The 17,603-nt window shown below is 51.2% G+C and carries 10 protein-coding genes; 5 read left to right on the plus strand and 5 right to left on the minus strand.

Translation table 11 applies throughout. From position 1 onward, the window contains the following. The 3 genes from ACY2RQ_RS07780 to ACY2RQ_RS07790 form a co-directional block, all read right to left on the minus strand. Complete coding sequence (locus ACY2RQ_RS07780; protein WP_490112395.1) at window positions 1-2,058, minus strand: FAD-dependent oxidoreductase; 2,058 nt, start codon at window positions 2,056-2,058, stop codon at window positions 1-3. Window positions 2,059-2,246: 188 nt separating this feature from the next. Continuing rightward, window positions 2,247-4,367, minus strand: a complete 2,121-nt coding sequence (locus ACY2RQ_RS07785; RefSeq protein ID WP_490112396.1) for a dihydrolipoyl dehydrogenase family protein — start codon at window positions 4,365-4,367, stop codon at window positions 2,247-2,249. Between the two features lie 66 nt (window positions 4,368-4,433). Beyond that, window positions 4,434-7,061 carry a ubiquitin carboxyl-terminal hydrolase family protein gene (locus ACY2RQ_RS07790; RefSeq protein WP_490112397.1) on the minus strand — a complete coding sequence of 876 codons (2,628 nt, stop codon included), beginning with the start codon at window positions 7,059-7,061 and terminating at the stop codon, window positions 4,434-4,436. 147 nt (window positions 7,062-7,208) lie between these two features. On the opposite strand from ACY2RQ_RS07790, the gene hemB reads away from it, so the two are divergent. Together hemB and ppk1 are read left to right on the plus strand one after the other, a co-directional pair. Then, window positions 7,209-8,216 (plus strand): porphobilinogen synthase, encoded by a 1,008-nt coding sequence (gene hemB, locus ACY2RQ_RS07795; RefSeq protein ID WP_490112398.1) that lies wholly within the window; start codon window positions 7,209-7,211, stop codon window positions 8,214-8,216. Window positions 8,217-8,275: 59 nt separating this feature from the next. Then, window positions 8,276-10,399: a polyphosphate kinase 1 gene (gene ppk1 / locus ACY2RQ_RS07800; RefSeq protein WP_490112399.1), complete on the plus strand. Its 2,124-nt coding sequence runs from the start codon at window positions 8,276-8,278 to the stop codon at window positions 10,397-10,399. Between the two features lie 18 nt (window positions 10,400-10,417). Here the strand turns inward: ppk1 and ACY2RQ_RS07805 are convergent, their stop codons facing one another. Together ACY2RQ_RS07805 and ACY2RQ_RS07810 are read right to left on the minus strand one after the other, a co-directional pair. After that, a complete protein-coding gene (locus tag ACY2RQ_RS07805) occupies window positions 10,418-11,272 on the minus strand; it encodes a hypothetical protein (protein WP_490112400.1) in 855 nt (284 codons plus the stop codon). A gap of 19 nt (window positions 11,273-11,291) precedes the next feature. Beyond that, entirely contained in the window at window positions 11,292-12,779 is a 1,488-nt protein-coding gene (locus ACY2RQ_RS07810) for a YifB family Mg chelatase-like AAA ATPase (protein WP_490112401.1), read from the minus strand. Between the two features lie 76 nt (window positions 12,780-12,855). On the opposite strand from ACY2RQ_RS07810, the gene ACY2RQ_RS07815 reads away from it, so the two are divergent. Genes ACY2RQ_RS07815 through ACY2RQ_RS07825 form a run of 3 tightly spaced genes read left to right on the plus strand, consistent with a single transcriptional unit; the run spans window position 12,856 to window position 17,589 of the window. Further along, complete coding sequence (locus ACY2RQ_RS07815; protein ID WP_490112402.1) at window positions 12,856-13,995, plus strand: hypothetical protein; 1,140 nt, start codon at window positions 12,856-12,858, stop codon at window positions 13,993-13,995. Between the two features lie 9 nt (window positions 13,996-14,004). Next, window positions 14,005-15,636 carry a hypothetical protein gene (locus ACY2RQ_RS07820; protein ID WP_490112403.1) on the plus strand — a complete coding sequence of 544 codons (1,632 nt, stop codon included), beginning with the start codon at window positions 14,005-14,007 and terminating at the stop codon, window positions 15,634-15,636. Between the two features lie 51 nt (window positions 15,637-15,687). Further along, window positions 15,688-17,589 (plus strand): hypothetical protein, encoded by a 1,902-nt coding sequence (locus ACY2RQ_RS07825; protein ID WP_490112404.1) that lies wholly within the window; start codon window positions 15,688-15,690, stop codon window positions 17,587-17,589. Window positions 17,590-17,603: the final 14 nt, after the last annotated feature.

A 17,603-nucleotide genomic window follows, 5' to 3' on the forward strand; every position in this document is an offset into this window, starting at 1 on the left:
TTAAAGCGTTGCTGCCAGTTCACTGGCCAGGCGTATGGCCCGCTTGGCGTCCAACTCTCCGGCATGTTCGGCACCGCCGACAAGATGCAGTTTATAGGGTTTTTTACCACTGATGTTTAGCTGGTTGTATAAGTCATTGTTACTGACCTGCCCTGTACACAGAATGATGTCGTCTACCTCAAGGACCCTCTGCTCAACCGGTAAATTCTTGCCGTTGCTGATAGAAATATGCAGTCCATGGTCATCTATCCTGTCGTAAGAAACACCGCCGATGGTTTCCACCTTCTTCATTTTTACAACGGCCCGGTGTACCCACCCTGTGGTTTTGTTCAGGCTCTTGCCGAATGCAGAGGTTTTGCGTTGAAGCATATAAATCTTGCGAGGTGAAGGATCTATTTCCGGCGGAACCAGTCCACCACGGCGTTCATTGGTGATATCAATGCCCCATTCTTTCATCCAGGCATGTTTATCCAGGGTCAGGGAATCGCCCTGATGGGAGAGGTATTCACACATATCATAGCCAATGCCCCCCGCACCGAGGATGGCCACCCTTTTGCCCAGATTCAGTCGATTTTGGAGGACATCCTGGTAGGTTTTCACTTTTACGTGACCAATGCCGGGGATATTCGGTACCCGTGGCTGTACGCCGCTGGCAACAACGATAACATCGAATCCTTCGGTTTTAAGCTGTTCCTGGGTGACTCGGGTGTTGAGTCTGAGGTCAATATTTTGCAGCTCCAGCTGCTTCAGGTAGTAGCGAATAGTTTCCCGAAACTCCTCTTTGCCGGGAATCATACAGGCGTAGTTGAACTGGCCGCCAATTTCGTCCCTGGCTTCAAAAAGGGTCACCCTGTGCCCTCGCTGGGCGGCAACTGTCGCACAGGCAAGGCCCGCAGGTCCGGCACCGATAACCGCGGTTCTGCGGGGTGTTGTTACCGGTAAATAAAGCAGCCTGGTTTCGTTGGCTGCTCTTGGATTAACCAGGCAGCTGGCTCGTTTGCCTTCAAAACCGTGGTCGAGACAGGCCTGGTTACAGGCTATGCAGGTGTTGATTTCGTCACTGCGGCCGGTAGCTGCTTTATTCACCCATTCCGGGTCTGCCAGGAATGGCCGTGCCAGGGATACCATATCCGCAGTATTGTCGGACAGCAGCTGTTCGGCGGTGTCCGGCATATTGATGCGATTGGAAGCGACAACCGGAATCTTGACGGCCTGCTTAACCTTTGCGGTGACTTCAGCAAATGCTGCCCTGGGTACAGAGGTGACAATGGTAGGAATACGGGCTTCATGCCAGCCAATACCTGTGTTCAGTAAAGTAACGCCACAACCCTCAAGGGCTTTGGCCAGGGTGATAACCTCTTCAATGGTTGATCCACCTTCAACCAGGTCCAGCATGGACAGGCGGAACATAATAATAAAGTCGTTACCAACCGCTTCCCGAATTCTGCGTACTACCTGCAGAGGAAAGCGGATACGGTTTTCGTAGGAGCCACCCCATTCATCGGTACGGTGATTGGTGCGTTTGTTGATCATTTGGCAGATGAAGTAACCCTCTGAACCCATAATTTCAACACCATCGTATCCCGCCTTCCGGGCCAGCCAGGCACAGCGAACATAGTCGTCTATGGTTTTCCAGATACCTTTATTGCTCAGCTCTTTGGGTTTGAATATAGAGATAGGGGATTTCACAGCTGAAGGGGCGACATTGAACGGTGTATATCCGTAACGACCGGCGTGAAGAATTTGCAGAAGGATTTTACCGTTCGCCTGATGTACGGCACTGGTCACTTTTTTATGAAAAGGCACCTGCCAGTTGGCGATAAGTTTGGAACCAAAAGGCAGTAAATCACCGGCCCGGTTTGGTGAGAAACCTCCGGTCACCAGAAGCCCAGCTCCACCCCTGGCCCGTTCGGCAAAGTATTCCGCCATTTCACTGAAGTGCCAGGGACGGTCCTCCAGGCCAACATGCATGGAACCCATCATCACCCGGTTTTTCAGGATGGTAAAGCCAAGATCCAAAGGTTCCATCAGGTGCGGATAGGGGCTGGTTGTCGTCATCTGGCATCGCCTTTAATTATTGTCGTTTGAATATAGTGGGCAGCCGATGGTTGGTAAATGACCTGAATAGGCAAGTAACTGATTAAAAATGACAGGAATAGCGTTTAAAAAGAAAAAGACTTTCCAGTCTTAGAGACTGGAAAGTCTTTATGGGCACTGCCTGAATGGAAGATGACTTTTTTGCTCTGTTACCCTCTGTGCCAGGTATGAAATCTGGCCAGCCATTTCATGGCTTTTTCCGGAACGTGGGCTTTTTTCCATTCTCCCGCCACATATTTATTGGTCTCTGAAAGGGTCGGGTAAATATGAATGGTGCCGAGAATTTTATTCAGTCCAAGGCCATGTTTCATGGCGGTGATATATTCGGTAATCAGTTCGCCGGCATGGTAACCGACAATAGTGCAGCCAAGGATTTTATCCTTTCCGGGCACGGTTAATACTTTGATAAACCCTTTGGCTTCGCTGTCAGCCAGGGCGCGATCAAGCTCATCAATACCAAAGCGGGTCACTTCGTACTCAATACCCTGCTCTCTGGCTTCCTGTTCATTCAACCCGACCCGGGCAACTTCTGGATCAATAAAGGTTGCCCAGGGCATAACTGAGTAATCAACCTTGAACTTTTTGAACCGGCCAAACAAGGCGTTCACCGCAGCATACCAGGCCTGGTGGGCAGCTGCGTGGGTAAACTGGTAAGGACCGGCAACATCTCCGCAGGCGTAGATGTTGGGGTATTTGGTCTGCAGGTACTCATTCACCGTAACTGTGCCATTAGGGTTGGTTTCCAGATCCAGGTGTTCCATGCCCAGTGATGATGTATTAGCTTTACGGCCCAAAGCGAGAAGAACAACATCGAAGTCTATCTCAACGGTGCTGCCGTTATGTTCAGCCTCCAGCCACTGTCGTTCGATTGTTTTATGGAACGCTACCGCATGATGATTGATTCGCAGGTCGATACCATCTTTGCGGAACTGTTCCATAACCACTTCTGCAACGTCTTTATCTTCCCTGGGAAGAATCCGGGCAGAACGATCTACCTGAGTGACCTGAATGCCCAGACGACAGAAGGCTTGAGCCAGCTCTGAGCCAATGGGGCCACCACCCAGAACCAGCAGACGCTGTGGCTTTTCCCGTATGTGCCAGATGGTATCTGAGGTGTAGTAATTGATCTCTTCTATACCGGGAATAGGTGGAACAAAGGGCTGGCCACCGCTGGCAATAATAATATTCTTGGCCTTGATAACTGTATCGCCGGTTTTGACTTCCCAGGGAGAGAGCAGGGTCGCTGTGCCCTGGACACAGTCAACACCCAGGCCGGTGTAGCGTTCAACAGAGTCGTGGGGTTCTACCTGTTTGATAACAGACTGCACACGTTCCATAACTGCAGGGAAGTTAATCTCCCCTTGAACATTATCAATACCAAATTCACCGGCCCTGTGCAGGTAATGGTTTATACGGGAAGAGCGGATCAGGGCTTTGCTGGGCACGCAGCCGGTGTTCAGGCAGTCACCGCCCATTTTGTGTTTCTCAATCAGGGTGACTTTGGCTTTTACCGCAGCCGCGATATAGGCGCTCACAAGCCCGCCAGAACCGGCACCAATAACCGCCAGGTTGGTATCAAACGACTTTGGCTTGTCAAAACCTTTATAAACCTTGCGAGCCTGAAACATGGCCATAATTCTCCGGGCAATCCATGGGAAAGCCGCCAGTAACAGGAAGGAGAGAATCAGACCGGGGGTGGCGATGCCTTTAAGGGAGAGCTGATCCACCTTTCCAAGTTCCGCGCCCGCATTAACATAAACGGCAGTACCCGCCAGCATGCCCAGCTGGCTGACCCAGTAATAGGTGCGAACCGGTATTCTGGTCAGGCCCATTACCAGGTTAATGACCATAAATGGCACAGCAGGAATCAGGCGCAGGCTGAACAGGTAGAAGGCACCGTCTTTTTCTACGCCGTCGTTTACTGTTTTGAGGTAACTGCCAAACTTGTTCTGCACCCAGTCCCGAAGCAGTGTCCGGGACGCCAGCATGGCCAGGGTCGCGCCAATAGTACTGGCGAACGAGATAATAATCAGTCCCTCAACCAGTCCGAACAGTGCTCCTCCAAGCAGGGTCATAATCGCGGCGATGGGCAGGGACAGGGCCGTTACCGCGACATAGGCGATAAAAAAGACCGAGGCCGTAAGCAGGGGGCTGGTTTCCTTCAGGTTGCTGAAAAAATCGAAGGTCAGGTACTGGGAGAGGCCCAGCCCATAAAATATGGCAATGGCACCGACAATAGCTCCTACGATAAGAATTTTGTTAAAACGCATGAATACCCTCGATCTGTGCTTCTTATGTCAATGGATACGAGCGGTATGGGCCTGTGGATTCAGCCATTATCTCTGGAAATGGAAGATATAAGGGTCAAATTCATTTACTTCCATATAATTATTCAGGAGTTCCAGAGGGGACATCTGCCTGCCGGGGGCCGGTACCAGTTTGACAACATGTGATGCCATATCATCATGAATATACCAGTTACTGCCCTGGCGTACAGCGGTTATATAATGGCCGGACGTAATATGGGAGCCATGGTGCATAATCACAGCATCCAGGTTCATACGCACAGACTTCACCACCCCAGTTTTGAGGTTATGCACAGGGAGATTGATAACACCGCCCCCCGTCAGCAGATGTCGTGATATTCTCCGAAGCTTGGCCTGGTCACCGGCATGGCCAAAGATTTTGGCCTGAAGGCTGACTTCTCGAAGCTGGGCAGGGTTTTTATGGCCAATCATGGGAGTTCTGTATGGTGTGAAGTTTCCTCCATATTGTCTTACATGGACGTCTGTTACATCCATATCGCGGGCATCTTTCGGGGACAGATATATCTTGTTGTTGTCGCTGATCTTCTCTTTCGTCAGGTGCCACTTATTGAGCAGGCTGTCATAGTTTTTGATCTTCCTGCTTCTTACCAGATTGGCCGGAGGCAGGGAAATTCTCAGACAGTCGCTGGGGTAGGTATCCCATCTCTCTTTTTGATAAGGTCTGTTGTTGATGTGGTATTTGTAGTCATAGCCTTCAACAATGGCTCTTCGCGGGTTGCCCGTCAGCCCGAATGCGCAGGACAGGCCGACTATCAGTTCATCAGGGTCCTGCTGGTCCAGGTACTTCATGCCCGAGCTGTTGAGAATATTCTGAAAGAGGTAAACCTCTGGTGCTTTTTGCCCGAACTCCAGAGCGTTGATATAGAAATCAATCTGTTGTTTGCTCAGTTGTGAGTTGATTAGCGGGTTGTTACCGGCCCTTTTCATAGTGCGTATAAGCGTGGTGAATGATTTTCTCAATCTTTCATGGGCGTTTTTCTGGTCACTATCATTCAAACTGGCGGACATATGAAAGCGGTCGTTTTCTATATCTTTGAGGTCGCTTTCCTGCAGAGTGTGGGTGAAGTAAGCAAGGGTTGAATTAAAAAAGCAGTTATTTCCGATATGGTTAAGAGTTGGTTGTGACTGTTCCGTTGCTTCGTACAACTGTTCACTGGGAATATGGGCATTTATGGCTTTTACCAGTTTGTTCTCCATCATAAGCATTTCGGCGGGGGTACTGGTATTAAATGAGGGTTTGTTTGCCGGGAATCCGGGGTGATCGTGATCTCCATCATTCCAGCCCAGGCCAAAACCTCCACCCATCCGGGGCAGACCGAACCAGCCAAGCGCTCCACCGCCTGCAAGAGAGGCGACCTCCGGGCGAAGCCCCAGAATGGACATACCTGTTTTCAGCAGGCTGTTGGCAACCAGCCAGGTGATACCGTAGGGCACCAGAGAGGCGAGATCACTCTGCCACTCTTCAAGGACAGAAATCAGTGGTGCCACCGGTGTCGGCAGGGTTTGAGGAATACTGCGCTGGTCTTTAGAACGGGAGTAGAGCAGCAGTCCTGTGTTATTAGCAGGGAGATTAAATGCGTTGAGGCTGTTTGGATTTCCTAAAGGCCATGCCAGAGTCATGGCGCAAAGGGACGGGTTCTTACAGGGGGGCAGACCGACAATATACCTTTCACCAAGTGTCCGGCCAGTTGTGGGAAGAAGGGGGGCAGTGTCCTGATCCGGCTGGAAGCGCATAAAAGTATTGTTTACCGATTCCTTACCTGAGAGAAGCGTGCCTGTTTCGCACTGTCCGGCGGCCATCGACCTTTCCATCAGGCAGGCAAGAACATTATTAACAGCCTGCAGGCCAGATGGTTGAAGCAGTGACAGGAGCGCGGGAGCTTTCTGATACTTGCTTTGGGTTTTCAGCATCTGCCCCCAGTGGGGGATTTCAATATGAACGGATTTCTGGCTGGACAGACCAAGTATCAACATGGCAGGCGAGGAAAACGAAGGCCAGATGATTTCAAGTTGGTCACTGCTGAGGGCGATAAGCAGCCGGGCCAGTCGGGTAATGGGTGTTGTTGCCTTAAGGCCATCAAGGGGCAACCCGGTCAGCACTTCCGGAAGCATGGTAAAAACCAAAGCCTGATAGCCTTCCTGCGTCTGTGAAGTATGGAACTCCAGAAAGAAGCGTTCCGCAAGGGTTGGGTTATCAGCGATGGTTATCCTGTGCTGCTGAAAGCCCTGGAACTCTGAAAAGTTCTTCCAGGCCTGATACAGGTAGTAGGCCGGCAGAGCCAGGGTGGGCAGGCTGGAGACGGTTCTTGTCAGGAAGTTATTGCAGTCAAAGGCTTCCGGCATGCGCTTTATAGCGGCGGTGGCCAGGGCCAGGGCGGAGACCCGGATTAGCTGGGGAAGAAAGTAATACTGCTTGAAGCCAATTCCCTGTCCCTTTTTCCACATCAGCCAGCTGCCAGAGGCACCTTCCATATACCATGTCGGTCCCAACGCTGCTTCTTTGGCTGAGGCGGCGACCGGAGCCTGTTCTCCGGCAACAGGAGTACTGTCTGCGAAGACTACGGCCTCGGACCAGGCTTTTGGCAGCCATGGGCATATCAGCAGCAGTATCCGGATAACAGTTCGGGCAGATGGCATAGGGTTTCCTGTCAATCAGGGAAGCCTAAAAGTAGCAGGCTGCCTAACTCCGGTTCAGATAGGAGAGGAAAAAGTCCATAATAGAGAAGCTTGCGATTACCTGCGGTGAAACCTTCCGGCAGGATATGATAGTTAAAGGAGTCCCCAGTGAATCAGATCCAGCGCCCTTTCCCGTCAGCCCGTCCCCGGCGTATGCGCAGAGATGATTTTTCCCGGAGGCTGATGAGGGAAAACAGCCTTTCTGTCGACAACCTGATTTACCCTGTTTTTGTGCTTGAAGGTCAGATGACCCGTGAGGCCATCGCGTCCATGCCAGAAGTGGAACGCCTGAGCCTGGATGAGCTGCTGAAGGATGTAGAAGAGTGGGTTGAGCTTGGCATTCCCGCTATCGCGCTGTTCCCGGTGATCTCCGCTGACCAAAAGTGCCTGGAAGGCAAAGAAGCCTGGAACCCCGATGGTCTGGTTCCCCGTACTGTTCGGGCGCTGAAAAACCGTTATCCGGAGCTGGGTATTATCACTGATGTTGCTCTTGATCCTTACACCAGTCACGGACAGGATGGTGTTATCGATGAGAGCGGTTATGTCCTGAATGATGAAACCGTTGAAATCCTGATCAAACAGGCCCTCTGCCATGCTGAAGCCGGCGCGGATATTGTGGCACCGTCGGATATGATGGATGGCCGGGTTGGCGTAATTCGTGAGGCACTGGAAGAAAACGGTCACATATATACACGTATACTCTCGTATGCTGCCAAATATGCATCCAGTTATTACGGGCCTTTCCGGGATGCGGTAGGTTCCAGAACGAATCTGGGTAAGGGGAATAAATATACTTACCAGATGGACCCGGCCAACAGTGATGAAGCCCTACACGAAGTGGCCGCAGACCTTGCTGAAGGCGCAGATATGGTGATGGTAAAGCCGGGCATGCCTTACCTGGATATTGTTCGCCTGGTAAAAGACGGTTTTAAGGTACCGACTTTCGTGTACCAGGTCAGCGGTGAATACGCGATGCATATGGCCGCGGCGGATAATGGCTGGCTGGATGGCGACGCCGTGATGATGGAAAGCCTGACAGCTATGCGCAGGGCGGGTGCTGATGCGATTCTGACGTACTTCGCCCCCCGGGCTGCCCGTTTGATGAAGGGAGCCTGATAAAATCAACGGAATGGGGCAGCATGGAAAAAAAATTAGAGTCTGTGAGCGGGAGTATTATGGAAAAGTCAGCAGAGGCTGTAGAACGGGATATCGTGGAACCGGTTAAGCTCCTTACGGATTACAATAACCCTGATTACTATTTGAACCGTGAACTCAGTCATCTGCAGTTCAATATCAGGGTGCTTGATCAGGCTTTAAATGAAGAGCACCAGCTCCTTGAAAGGCTGCGTTTCCTGCTGATTTTTTCCAGTAACATGGATGAGTTTTTTGAGATTCGGGTATCCGGTCTCAAGCAGCAGATTGAATTTGCCCGGGAGCAGGTTGGTCTGGATGGTATGCGCCCGGAAGAGGTGCTGAAAGAAATCAGCCGGGTGACTCACCAGCAGGTTGAGAAGCAGTACAACATCTTGAATGAAGTACTGCTCCCCACTCTGCGAGAGCAGGGCATACGCTTTCTGCGCAGAAATGAGCTGACCGATGCCCAGAGAAGCTGGATTCGCACCTTCTTCTTCCAGGAAGTGATGCCGATTATCAGCCCTATCGGGCTGGACCCGGCTCACCCCTTCCCACGACTGGCCAACAAAATACTCAACTTTATTGTTCAGCTGGATGGTAAGGATGCTTTTGGCCGGGAAACCGGTATGGCTATTATTCCTGCTCCCCGTTCATTACCGCGCATTGTTCGTTTGCCCAGACATGTATGTAAAGGCGACGGAGATGATTATGTATTCCTGTCGTCCATTATCCACGCCCATGCGGAAGATCTGTTCCCGGGCATGAGAATTATGGGTTGTTACCAGTTCCGCCTGACCCGGAACAGTGACCTCAGCCTGGAAGACGACGATGTTGAAGATCTGGCAACGGCTCTGCAGGGTGAACTGCACTCCCGTCGTTACGGTGATGCCGTACGCCTGGAAGTGGTGGATAACTGTCCCCGTTATTTGTCCGACTTTCTGTTGAATCAGTTTGGCCTGACGGAAGATGAGCGTTACGAGATAAATGGCCCGGTCAACCTGACCCGGCTTATGGATGTCTGTGACAGTGACAATCATGCTGACCTGCGCTTTACACCCATAGTGCCCGGCTATCCCAAAGGGTTGCCGACCAAGAGTGACCGGCTGCTGGAAGCTATTCGCAAGCATGATGTTCTGCTGCTGCATCCGTTCCAGTCATTTACCCCTGTTGTGGATATGTTGCGCCAGTCGGCTAAAGATCCCCAGGTTCTTGCGATCAAGCAGACCCTTTACCGAACCGGTTCCCGCTCTCCCATGGTGGATGCGCTGGTGGACGCGGCCCGTCATGGTAAAGAAGTGACCGTTGTCGTAGAAATTCGGGCCCGCTTTGATGAGGAAGAGAACCTGATTCTCGCCCGTCGTTTGCAGGAAGCCGGAGCGGTAGTCGTGTATGGTGTGGTTGGCTATAAGTGTCACGCCAAGATGATGCTGGTGGTGCGTCGGGAAGGCCGTAAGGTTGAGCGTTATGCTCACCTCGGAACCGGTAACTATCACCAGGGTAATGCCCGCCTGTATACCGATTACAGTCTGTTGACCTGTGACCCGGCTATTACCAGCGATGTTCACAAGGTGTTCCAGCAGCTTACTGGCATGGGTAAGGCTCTGCGGGTGAAGAAGCTGTTCCATGCTCCGTTCACTTTGAAGAAAAACCTGATTGAGCTGATCGGTAAAGAAGCTGAACGTGCCCGCAATGGTGAGAAAGCCCACATCATAATCAAGGTGAACTCGGTGACAGAGCCGGTCACTATCAAAGCCCTTTACAAAGCCTCCCAGGCGGGCGTGAAGGTCGATATGGTGGTGCGTGGTATCTGTTGTCTGCAGCCGGGTATTCCCGGCCTTTCTGAGAATATCAAGGTACGTTCCATTGTGGGCCGCTTTCTGGAACATACCCGTGTCTTCTATTTCTACAATGGTGGCGAAGAGCAGGTTTACTGTGCCAGTGCGGATCTGATGATCCGTAATCTGGATAAGCGTGTGGAAACCTGTTTCCCCATCAGCAACAGCAAACTGGTTATCCGGATACGCAAGGAGCTGGAAGTTTATCTTACGGATAATACTCGCAGCTGGTCTCTGGGGGCTGAGGGCGTTTATACCAGGAACCGGCCGGTGCGTAATCAAAAAGAGCGTAATGCTCAGCAGTTCCTGAGGGAGACTCTGTCTAACTGATCAGGGTAGCGACAGCTGTCAGACAGTTGTTTCAACGGAAGAGTCTCCGCTATTTGGCGGGGGCTTTTTACCATGTGTTGCTGGAAATTCAGAAGCGGATGAAGGGGCTTCTTCCAAAGGTTGGTTCTCAGGGTACTTATCTTCTTTTGGCCGTGGAGGTGCAGGCTGGGGAAACAGATAGACCTGAAGTTCAGAATTTTCTGTGCACCACTCTTGATATATATCCGGAAGTCTTTGAAAACCCGCTTCTGAGGCTACAGCGCCCAGGCTTTTCAGCATTCTGCACTGGCCATCTGTTTTTTCAGGCATATATATGGGATTAAGGCCCGAAGATTTGTGCTGTGTCGCTTTTTCAGTCATCCAGCGTTTTAAAGCATTTGCATGAGATGGGGAGACTATTTTTACAAGCTCACTTCTTCCGTCATCTTCCACAATGGCCAGAATACATTCCAGGCGACGGAGAATATCTTCACATGGAATGGGGTTAACCGGGTTTTCCAGATGTACTATTTTTTCCCGAAAGCAGTCTTCCGGTGTTTTCCCCCCTGAAGGAAATTTGAGGGATAGCAGTATAGTTTTGGCTTTTTCCAGAATTCCGTGAGCGAAATAGTCGGTGGAAGTAAAGTGAACCTTTCTGTTTTGGAGAATCTTTTTTGCCTGGGAGACAGTCAATTGTTCAGGGAGGTTAGAAGAATATTTCTCTATAAATTTCCGGGCGCGGTTGATACCTGCCACCGCTGATTTTGAGAACTGTGCAGAACGTCCGGTGCTTCCTGGATTGCCGGAATTGTCGAGGGTAAGAAACTCATTACTGTCTGGAAGATTTAATATTTGAGTCCTTGATGAGTTTGCTGCCTGGGATGATGGGTTCATAGAGGTAAAATGTACCTTATCAGCGAAAACTTATGGCTTCCATAATATGCGTGCAGGAAACCCCTTCCTTTTCCTCCATATCGGCGATTGTCCGTGAAACCCGAATCAGCCTGTGCAGGCTGCGTCCGGAAAGGTGCAGTTTTGTGGCAGCTGTATCCAGAAGACTTTTTTCCTTATCCCCCAGCCCCGCGTTGTCCATCAGCTGGCTTGCGGGAAGATGGGCGTTCAGGCAGGTCTGTCTTTGCTGGATAAACCGTCTGGTTTGCAGAACCCGCTCTCTTATCTGTTCCGAGCCTTCCGGTGGTGTTGGTGTGGGGTCCAGCAGTGTTTTGATGGGTAGTCGTGAAACTTCTAACTTCATATCTATGCGATCCAGCAATGGTCCGGAGAGTTTACGCTGGTAGCGCTGGACCTGTTCCTGGGTGCAGCTACAGGTTTTCTCCTTATCCCCAAGAAAGCCGCAGGGGCAGGGGTTCATTGCGGCAATAAGCTGGAACCGGGCGGGAAAGGTGGTTTGTTGTTTGGAGCGGGAAATCAGGATTTCCCCTGACTCCATAGGTTGGCGAAGAATTTCCAGGCTGCGGCGGTCAAATTCCGGAAGTTCATCAAGGAACAGCACTCCTCTATGGGCCAGGCTGATCTCCCCCGGGCGAGGGTGGGAGCCTCCACCCGTAAGCGCGGCGCAGGAGGCAGTGTGATGGGGGGAACGCCAGGGTGGCTGCTTCCACTGGGGTAACTGCTGGCTTGAAAGTGAGTAAATACTTGCAACCTCTAGAGCCTGCTGCTCAGAGAGGGGCGGTAAAATGCCGGGCAGACAGCGGGCCAGCATGGTTTTACCCGTTCCCGGAGGGCCGCTGAGGAGCAGGCCATGGCCTCCGCAGGCGGCGATTTCCAGTGCTCTGCGGGCCTGGAAGTGGCCCTGAACGGCTGCGAAGTTTTCTCCGGTGGAGAGAGCTGGCTGTGGTTCGGGATGAAATGCCAAGACAGGCAAAGTCTGGGTGCCATTCAGGTGGGCTGTGGCTGAAAGCAGACTGCCCGCAGCAAATACAGAGGCTTTTGAGCACAGGCGGGCTTCATCAGTTGAACTGTCCGGAATCAGGATATACCTGCGGGCCTTTGTCGCGGCCATGACAGCGGGGAGAATCCCCGGAACAGCCCTGAGTTCACCGCTGAGGGAGAGTTCTCCCAGGCATTCATAGTTCTTCAGGCTGTGTGCAGGAAGTTGCCCGGAAGCCAGAAGTATTCCCAGGGCTATAGGCAGGTCAAAGCGTCCGCCTTCCTTAGGCAGATCCGCTGGGGCAAGGTTGACGGTTATTCTTCGGGCCGGGAACTCAAATCCCGCATTCAGCAGGGCGCTGCGAACCCTATCCTTACTTTCCCTCACGGCTGTTTCCGGCAGGCCGACAATATTAAGTGCAGGCAACCCGTTGGAGAGGTGGATTTCCACCTGAACCTCAGGGGCACTGATACCCAGGCGGGCTCGGGTATGAACAACGGCCAGTGACATAGAAAGACTGCTCCGGAATCTTGGGAGCGGCAAGTCTAGGCCGGGTAATGGTTATTCGCAGGGCAGGAATAATTTCATGGCAGGTGGTGTTCAGGGGCCGACTCAGCCCCACTATCAGGGGATTGCTAACCAGACATCCCAGAAAACCGGGTTAGGGACGTTTCTGAGCAGGCATGTCAGCAAAGTGGTGGTTGATATAAAAGCTCTGCTGGGTATGGCCCAGAAGCCGTTGCCCTATAATCCTCAGAGTCTTTCCAGTTACCAGTGCCAGCCAGCACCTGCGGTCACTTATATAACATTGCCGGTGGTTCAGCCCGGCGGACGTTCAGTTGCTTCACATATACCGACGACTGTTTATCTGGTATCTACTTATCCACCGCCGCCACAAAAATCTGTGTATCAGCGCCCTGTTTATCGGTTACCCCAGCCGACGTACCAGATAAGCACTTACCAGCAGTCGGCTCCCCTCCCTTACCAGCAGAAAACAAAGCAGGTTGTGCAAAACCAGTCCGCTACGCCTGAACAATTCAGGCAGGCGGTTAAGCCAGAGCATCAAAACATCCAGCCAGTAGATAAACCAAAGTCGTCTCCGGGAAAAGAGGTTCCGAAGAAGGACGTTCCGAAGAAGGAAGTTCCGAAGAAGGAAGCTCCGAAGAAGGAAGCTCCGAAGAAGGAAGCTCCGGAAAAGAAAGCTCCTGAGCAAATTAATACCAAGCCCGCGACAAATAATAAGCCTGAAGTTTCAGTTATCAAGAGTGAGCCAGAACAGCCTGAATCGATCATTCCCCCGGCTCCACCGCCCCCACCCCTGCCTGGGGACAGGGCTGGCAAAGTGTCTGGAGCCAAAAAAACGGAGAATGGCAATGTCCCTTCCCCCCCGCCTCCCCCACCACTTCCTCCCATTGGTGGAAGGTTGCGCGCGTCTTCCGCGCCTGAAGCGCCAGTTGAGCATAAGGAGAAGGTTAAAACGGAAAGAGCAGGCGGTGGTGTGCCCTGGAGCGGCGATGAACTGGCATCGCACTACGAAAACATTAAAAAGAAATCTGAGGCTCGACGGGAAGCAGAGAAAGACATTGGGCCAGCGTTGAAGCCTAAGCCAACCGGACATTCGGTAGCTGAGATATTACAACGTCAGTTAGGTAATAAATTTGCCAATGCTCAACCAAAGGACCCGGACAGGGATGATCCCGAAAATGATGATACAGACTGGTCTTAAGACGTGAATATGGATAGTGGCAGAGTCGGGCATACACCAGCGTCATCTGTGACCGGAGATATCACTTTCTCAGAAGAAGAGAGAACTGGCTATGGACTGAACAGAAAGATCGCTCCCCACCCAGGTGAAGTGATTCTGGGACATAAGGTTGAACAGGCTCTTATAGAGCTGAAAACCCTGGGACACCGCTCAGTCAGGTTGATGGATACCCATAAAGAATGGCTCCTGCAAAGGGGGGCCGGTGGTGTTGGTGGAAATGACAGGGCCACCACGACCCTTGATAAACAATCTCAAAAAATCACTCAGCAACAGAAAAAGATGGATGTTGCCCGGAAGGGTTTTGCCCAGGCATCCAAAGCACTGACACAGGCCCGCTCTGAGGCAGGATGGGAAACAGTGGATACCCGTAAGAATGGCTTACAGTCTGCACAGGTTCGCTTTGATAAGGCTGAGAGAAATTTTCATGCAGTCAGCCAGAAGCTTGCCCAGATGATGCAGGGAATGGAACAGGGCCTCGCTTCGGTAAAGGATCAGAAGAGCGCACTTAAAGGGTTTTATGACAGTACGCCAGGCAAATGGATAGGAAAGCAGGATAAAGTCATTCAGGAAATCAGAAAAGGTGCCTGCCAGGAGATGGCGAAAACACTGAACAGAAAGCTGGCTGGGGCCCTGGAGAAACAGCAGTCCGGAGATAAGGCCGCTGAAGCAGAGGTTGTTCGCTTAAGGCAGCAGCTGACTGAAGTTGAGGTATCCCTTCCGGGGTTGGATGCAAGGTTGGGAAAAGAGAAAGGTTTTCATGCATTAGCTCCTTTCAGTTCCCGCAGTCGGGAAGCCAAAGCTGAATTGGAAAGTAAACATAAAGTGTTTCAGAACAAACTGGAGAAAATGGCTGCTGCCAGAGTGCGGTTAGATAAGTCCACTCTGGCACAGAGAGGGGAAGCCGGAAGCCTGTCCCTCAGTAAAGGTGTTAAAGCCCGCCAGCAGTCAGAAAAGAAGTACCGGCAGGCAGAACAGGTCGCGCACCAGGCTGCCCGGGATGTAAAACAGGCAGAACAGAATCTTGTCAGTGCCTTGAAACATGATCGCGCCGCATTTAAAAAAGCGCTCAAATCCGCCAGAGCTGCCGATAAAGCTGAGACACCTCTTGTTCCTCGTTCTTCACAGGTAAAATCATCGGGAAAACAACTTTCGAACGTGCAGAGAAAAAACCCAGCCCCCTTCCGTCGCCAGGCAGAACCAGAAACATCCATTGGGAATGCAGCGAAGAAAAAAACTGTGACGGACCAGATTCGTTCAGAGTTGATGGCAGGGCAGACTGATCCGGTAAAACGGATAAAAATGAGGGCTATGATAGAGCGGATAGAGCATATGAAAACCGCCAGGGATGTTGAGCAAACTCGGGTGTCCATTAACCAGCAGAGAGGCTTTAATGCCAGTGAACAAGTCTCCCTCCGCTCTCTTATGGATTACCGGATTATAAATATGATGGGAAGTCCCCAGTTTGCCCATAGTTGCGGGGAGAGTTTTATTGATAAGAACGTTTATGCAGCCAGTATGCAGGGTTTTATCAGTGGTATCCGCCTGAAAGCACTGGACAGGTGGCTTGAGATGCGCCCCGGAGGGGATTTAAAACGAGGTTAGGCTTTAATTATTGCAATAGAGCAAACTATCAGAATCTGGCAGGGACAGGGAATGGGTTATCAGGGAGGTCCGGGAGGGATTCAGCCCGGAGTGCAGGGAACAGGCTGGTATGGAACTGGAAATGTTCAGGTACATACCCAGAGTTATGGCCAGTTTGGAGGACATACTGTACGTGTGAATCACCAGCCGGCTACCCAGTGGCCGAAAGCTCCTGATCTGCAGATTCACCCTTTATCCAGCTTTACCGTCACATCCTTTAATCCGACCCGACCGCTGGTCAATGTTTTCACCCAGCCGGCTGCCCCGGTTTATCAATATCAGCAGCCAGCCTGGCAGAATAACTACCCACCGTTTCCACAGATGCCGACTGTGCCGGGATACTCTGGATATCCCCAGCACAGCCCATGGCAAACACAACAGCCTTATTCGGTTTATATGCCCCAGGCCCGGCCCGTTTATCCTGCTCAGGTGCCCTGGGTGCAGCCACAGCAGGGGAATTATCCCCAACCCCGGGCCGTGACAGAAACACAGACCGTAAGGTCTCGTGCTGCTTCCAATCATTATTCATCAGATCCGGTAAAGCCTGAGCCAAAATCTTCTCCGGTCTCAGAACAGGTACAGGAAAAAAATGTTCAGAAGAATACCGCGGAGAAACCCAGGACGAGAGGGCCAAAACCAGAGGTTGCTCCAAAGCCGGATCACCTGAAAAAGGCCCCTTTGGAGAATTCACCCCAAAAGGTTTCTACATCTGTAGCAAACGCCGACGCAAAACCTGCGGATAAATCTAGTCAGGCGGCTATACCCCAGCCGCCTTCTTATTCTCCCCCTGGAAGTACTGAAGCCTCTGGCTCTTTCCCTGATATTCAGGAAGACAACAGTATTTATGAAGCTATTGATGTTGATCCTGTTTATTCTGAGGCTGGTCAGCCTGAGGCAGTGACTCAAAGAGAGGAGAAAGCGGCGAAAGAAGATTCTTTTGTGGTGAGAAAGCTGAAGGCGTGGTTGAACCTCAAGGGGAAAGGATCATCGCTGTTTGAAAAACTGGCCAGATCATTACCGTTCAACCTTGATAGGGGCAAAGCTACCTCTTCCAGATCAGGGATGTCTTCTTCAGATATACAGAGTCGCCCTCTGCCACCGGTTCCTCCTTCGGAGCAAGCATCTGAGGGCGTGGATATAGCCCTGAGAAATGACGTTTACGGAACAGAAGAGCAGAATGTTTACGATGTTCCCCGGTCGGCTGCACTTTCTAAACAGGTCGCCAGTTCAGAGCCTGAGTATGAAAACTCTGCAGAGCTGCGGGCAGAAATAGAGAAAAAGCAGAAAAGTGGCGAGCAGCCTCCGGATGAATTGCCTGATATTCCTGACAATCATATTTATCAGAACCTGGATGAAATCCGGGATGAATTGTCTGATCAGCCTGTGTACCAAAATACAACGCAAGCCCTGAATGAAACTTTGGATGAAGTCCCTGAAGAGGATTATATTCCCAGTGAAGCTTTTTCCCAGGCACTTAATCAATGTAAGACAGTGGCCCATGGTTTTATGGAAAAACATCAGGCCAATGATAAGTTCTTTGAAGAGTTTCTGGTTACAGTTGCTAAAACAAAACAATCAATAGAACCAGATAAAACAGGGGAACATTATAAACGCGCTGGTGATGTTTTCAATATGGTTGGGGGTATCACCAGTTATGCCAGGGAAACCTCTGCCCGGCTTCAGCATATCCGTCTTGCTGAGGCTGACGTTATCAAAACCATGGCGGCTTATGGTGATGTTGCTCCTGAATGGTTTGATGATCTGCAGCAGGCCAGAAAGGCCGAAGAACAACGCCTGGTAGACGTGAAGAAATTTATACAGAAGGTGAAGACAACAAAGGGGCGACGCCCGGCAAATATGATTCAGGCATCACAGTTATTGGCCACCAGGCTTCGGAAGAATAGTAACGCGTAATTTAAGGAGGAATT

The organism is Parendozoicomonas sp. 209JJ7-1, assembly GCF_058147085.1.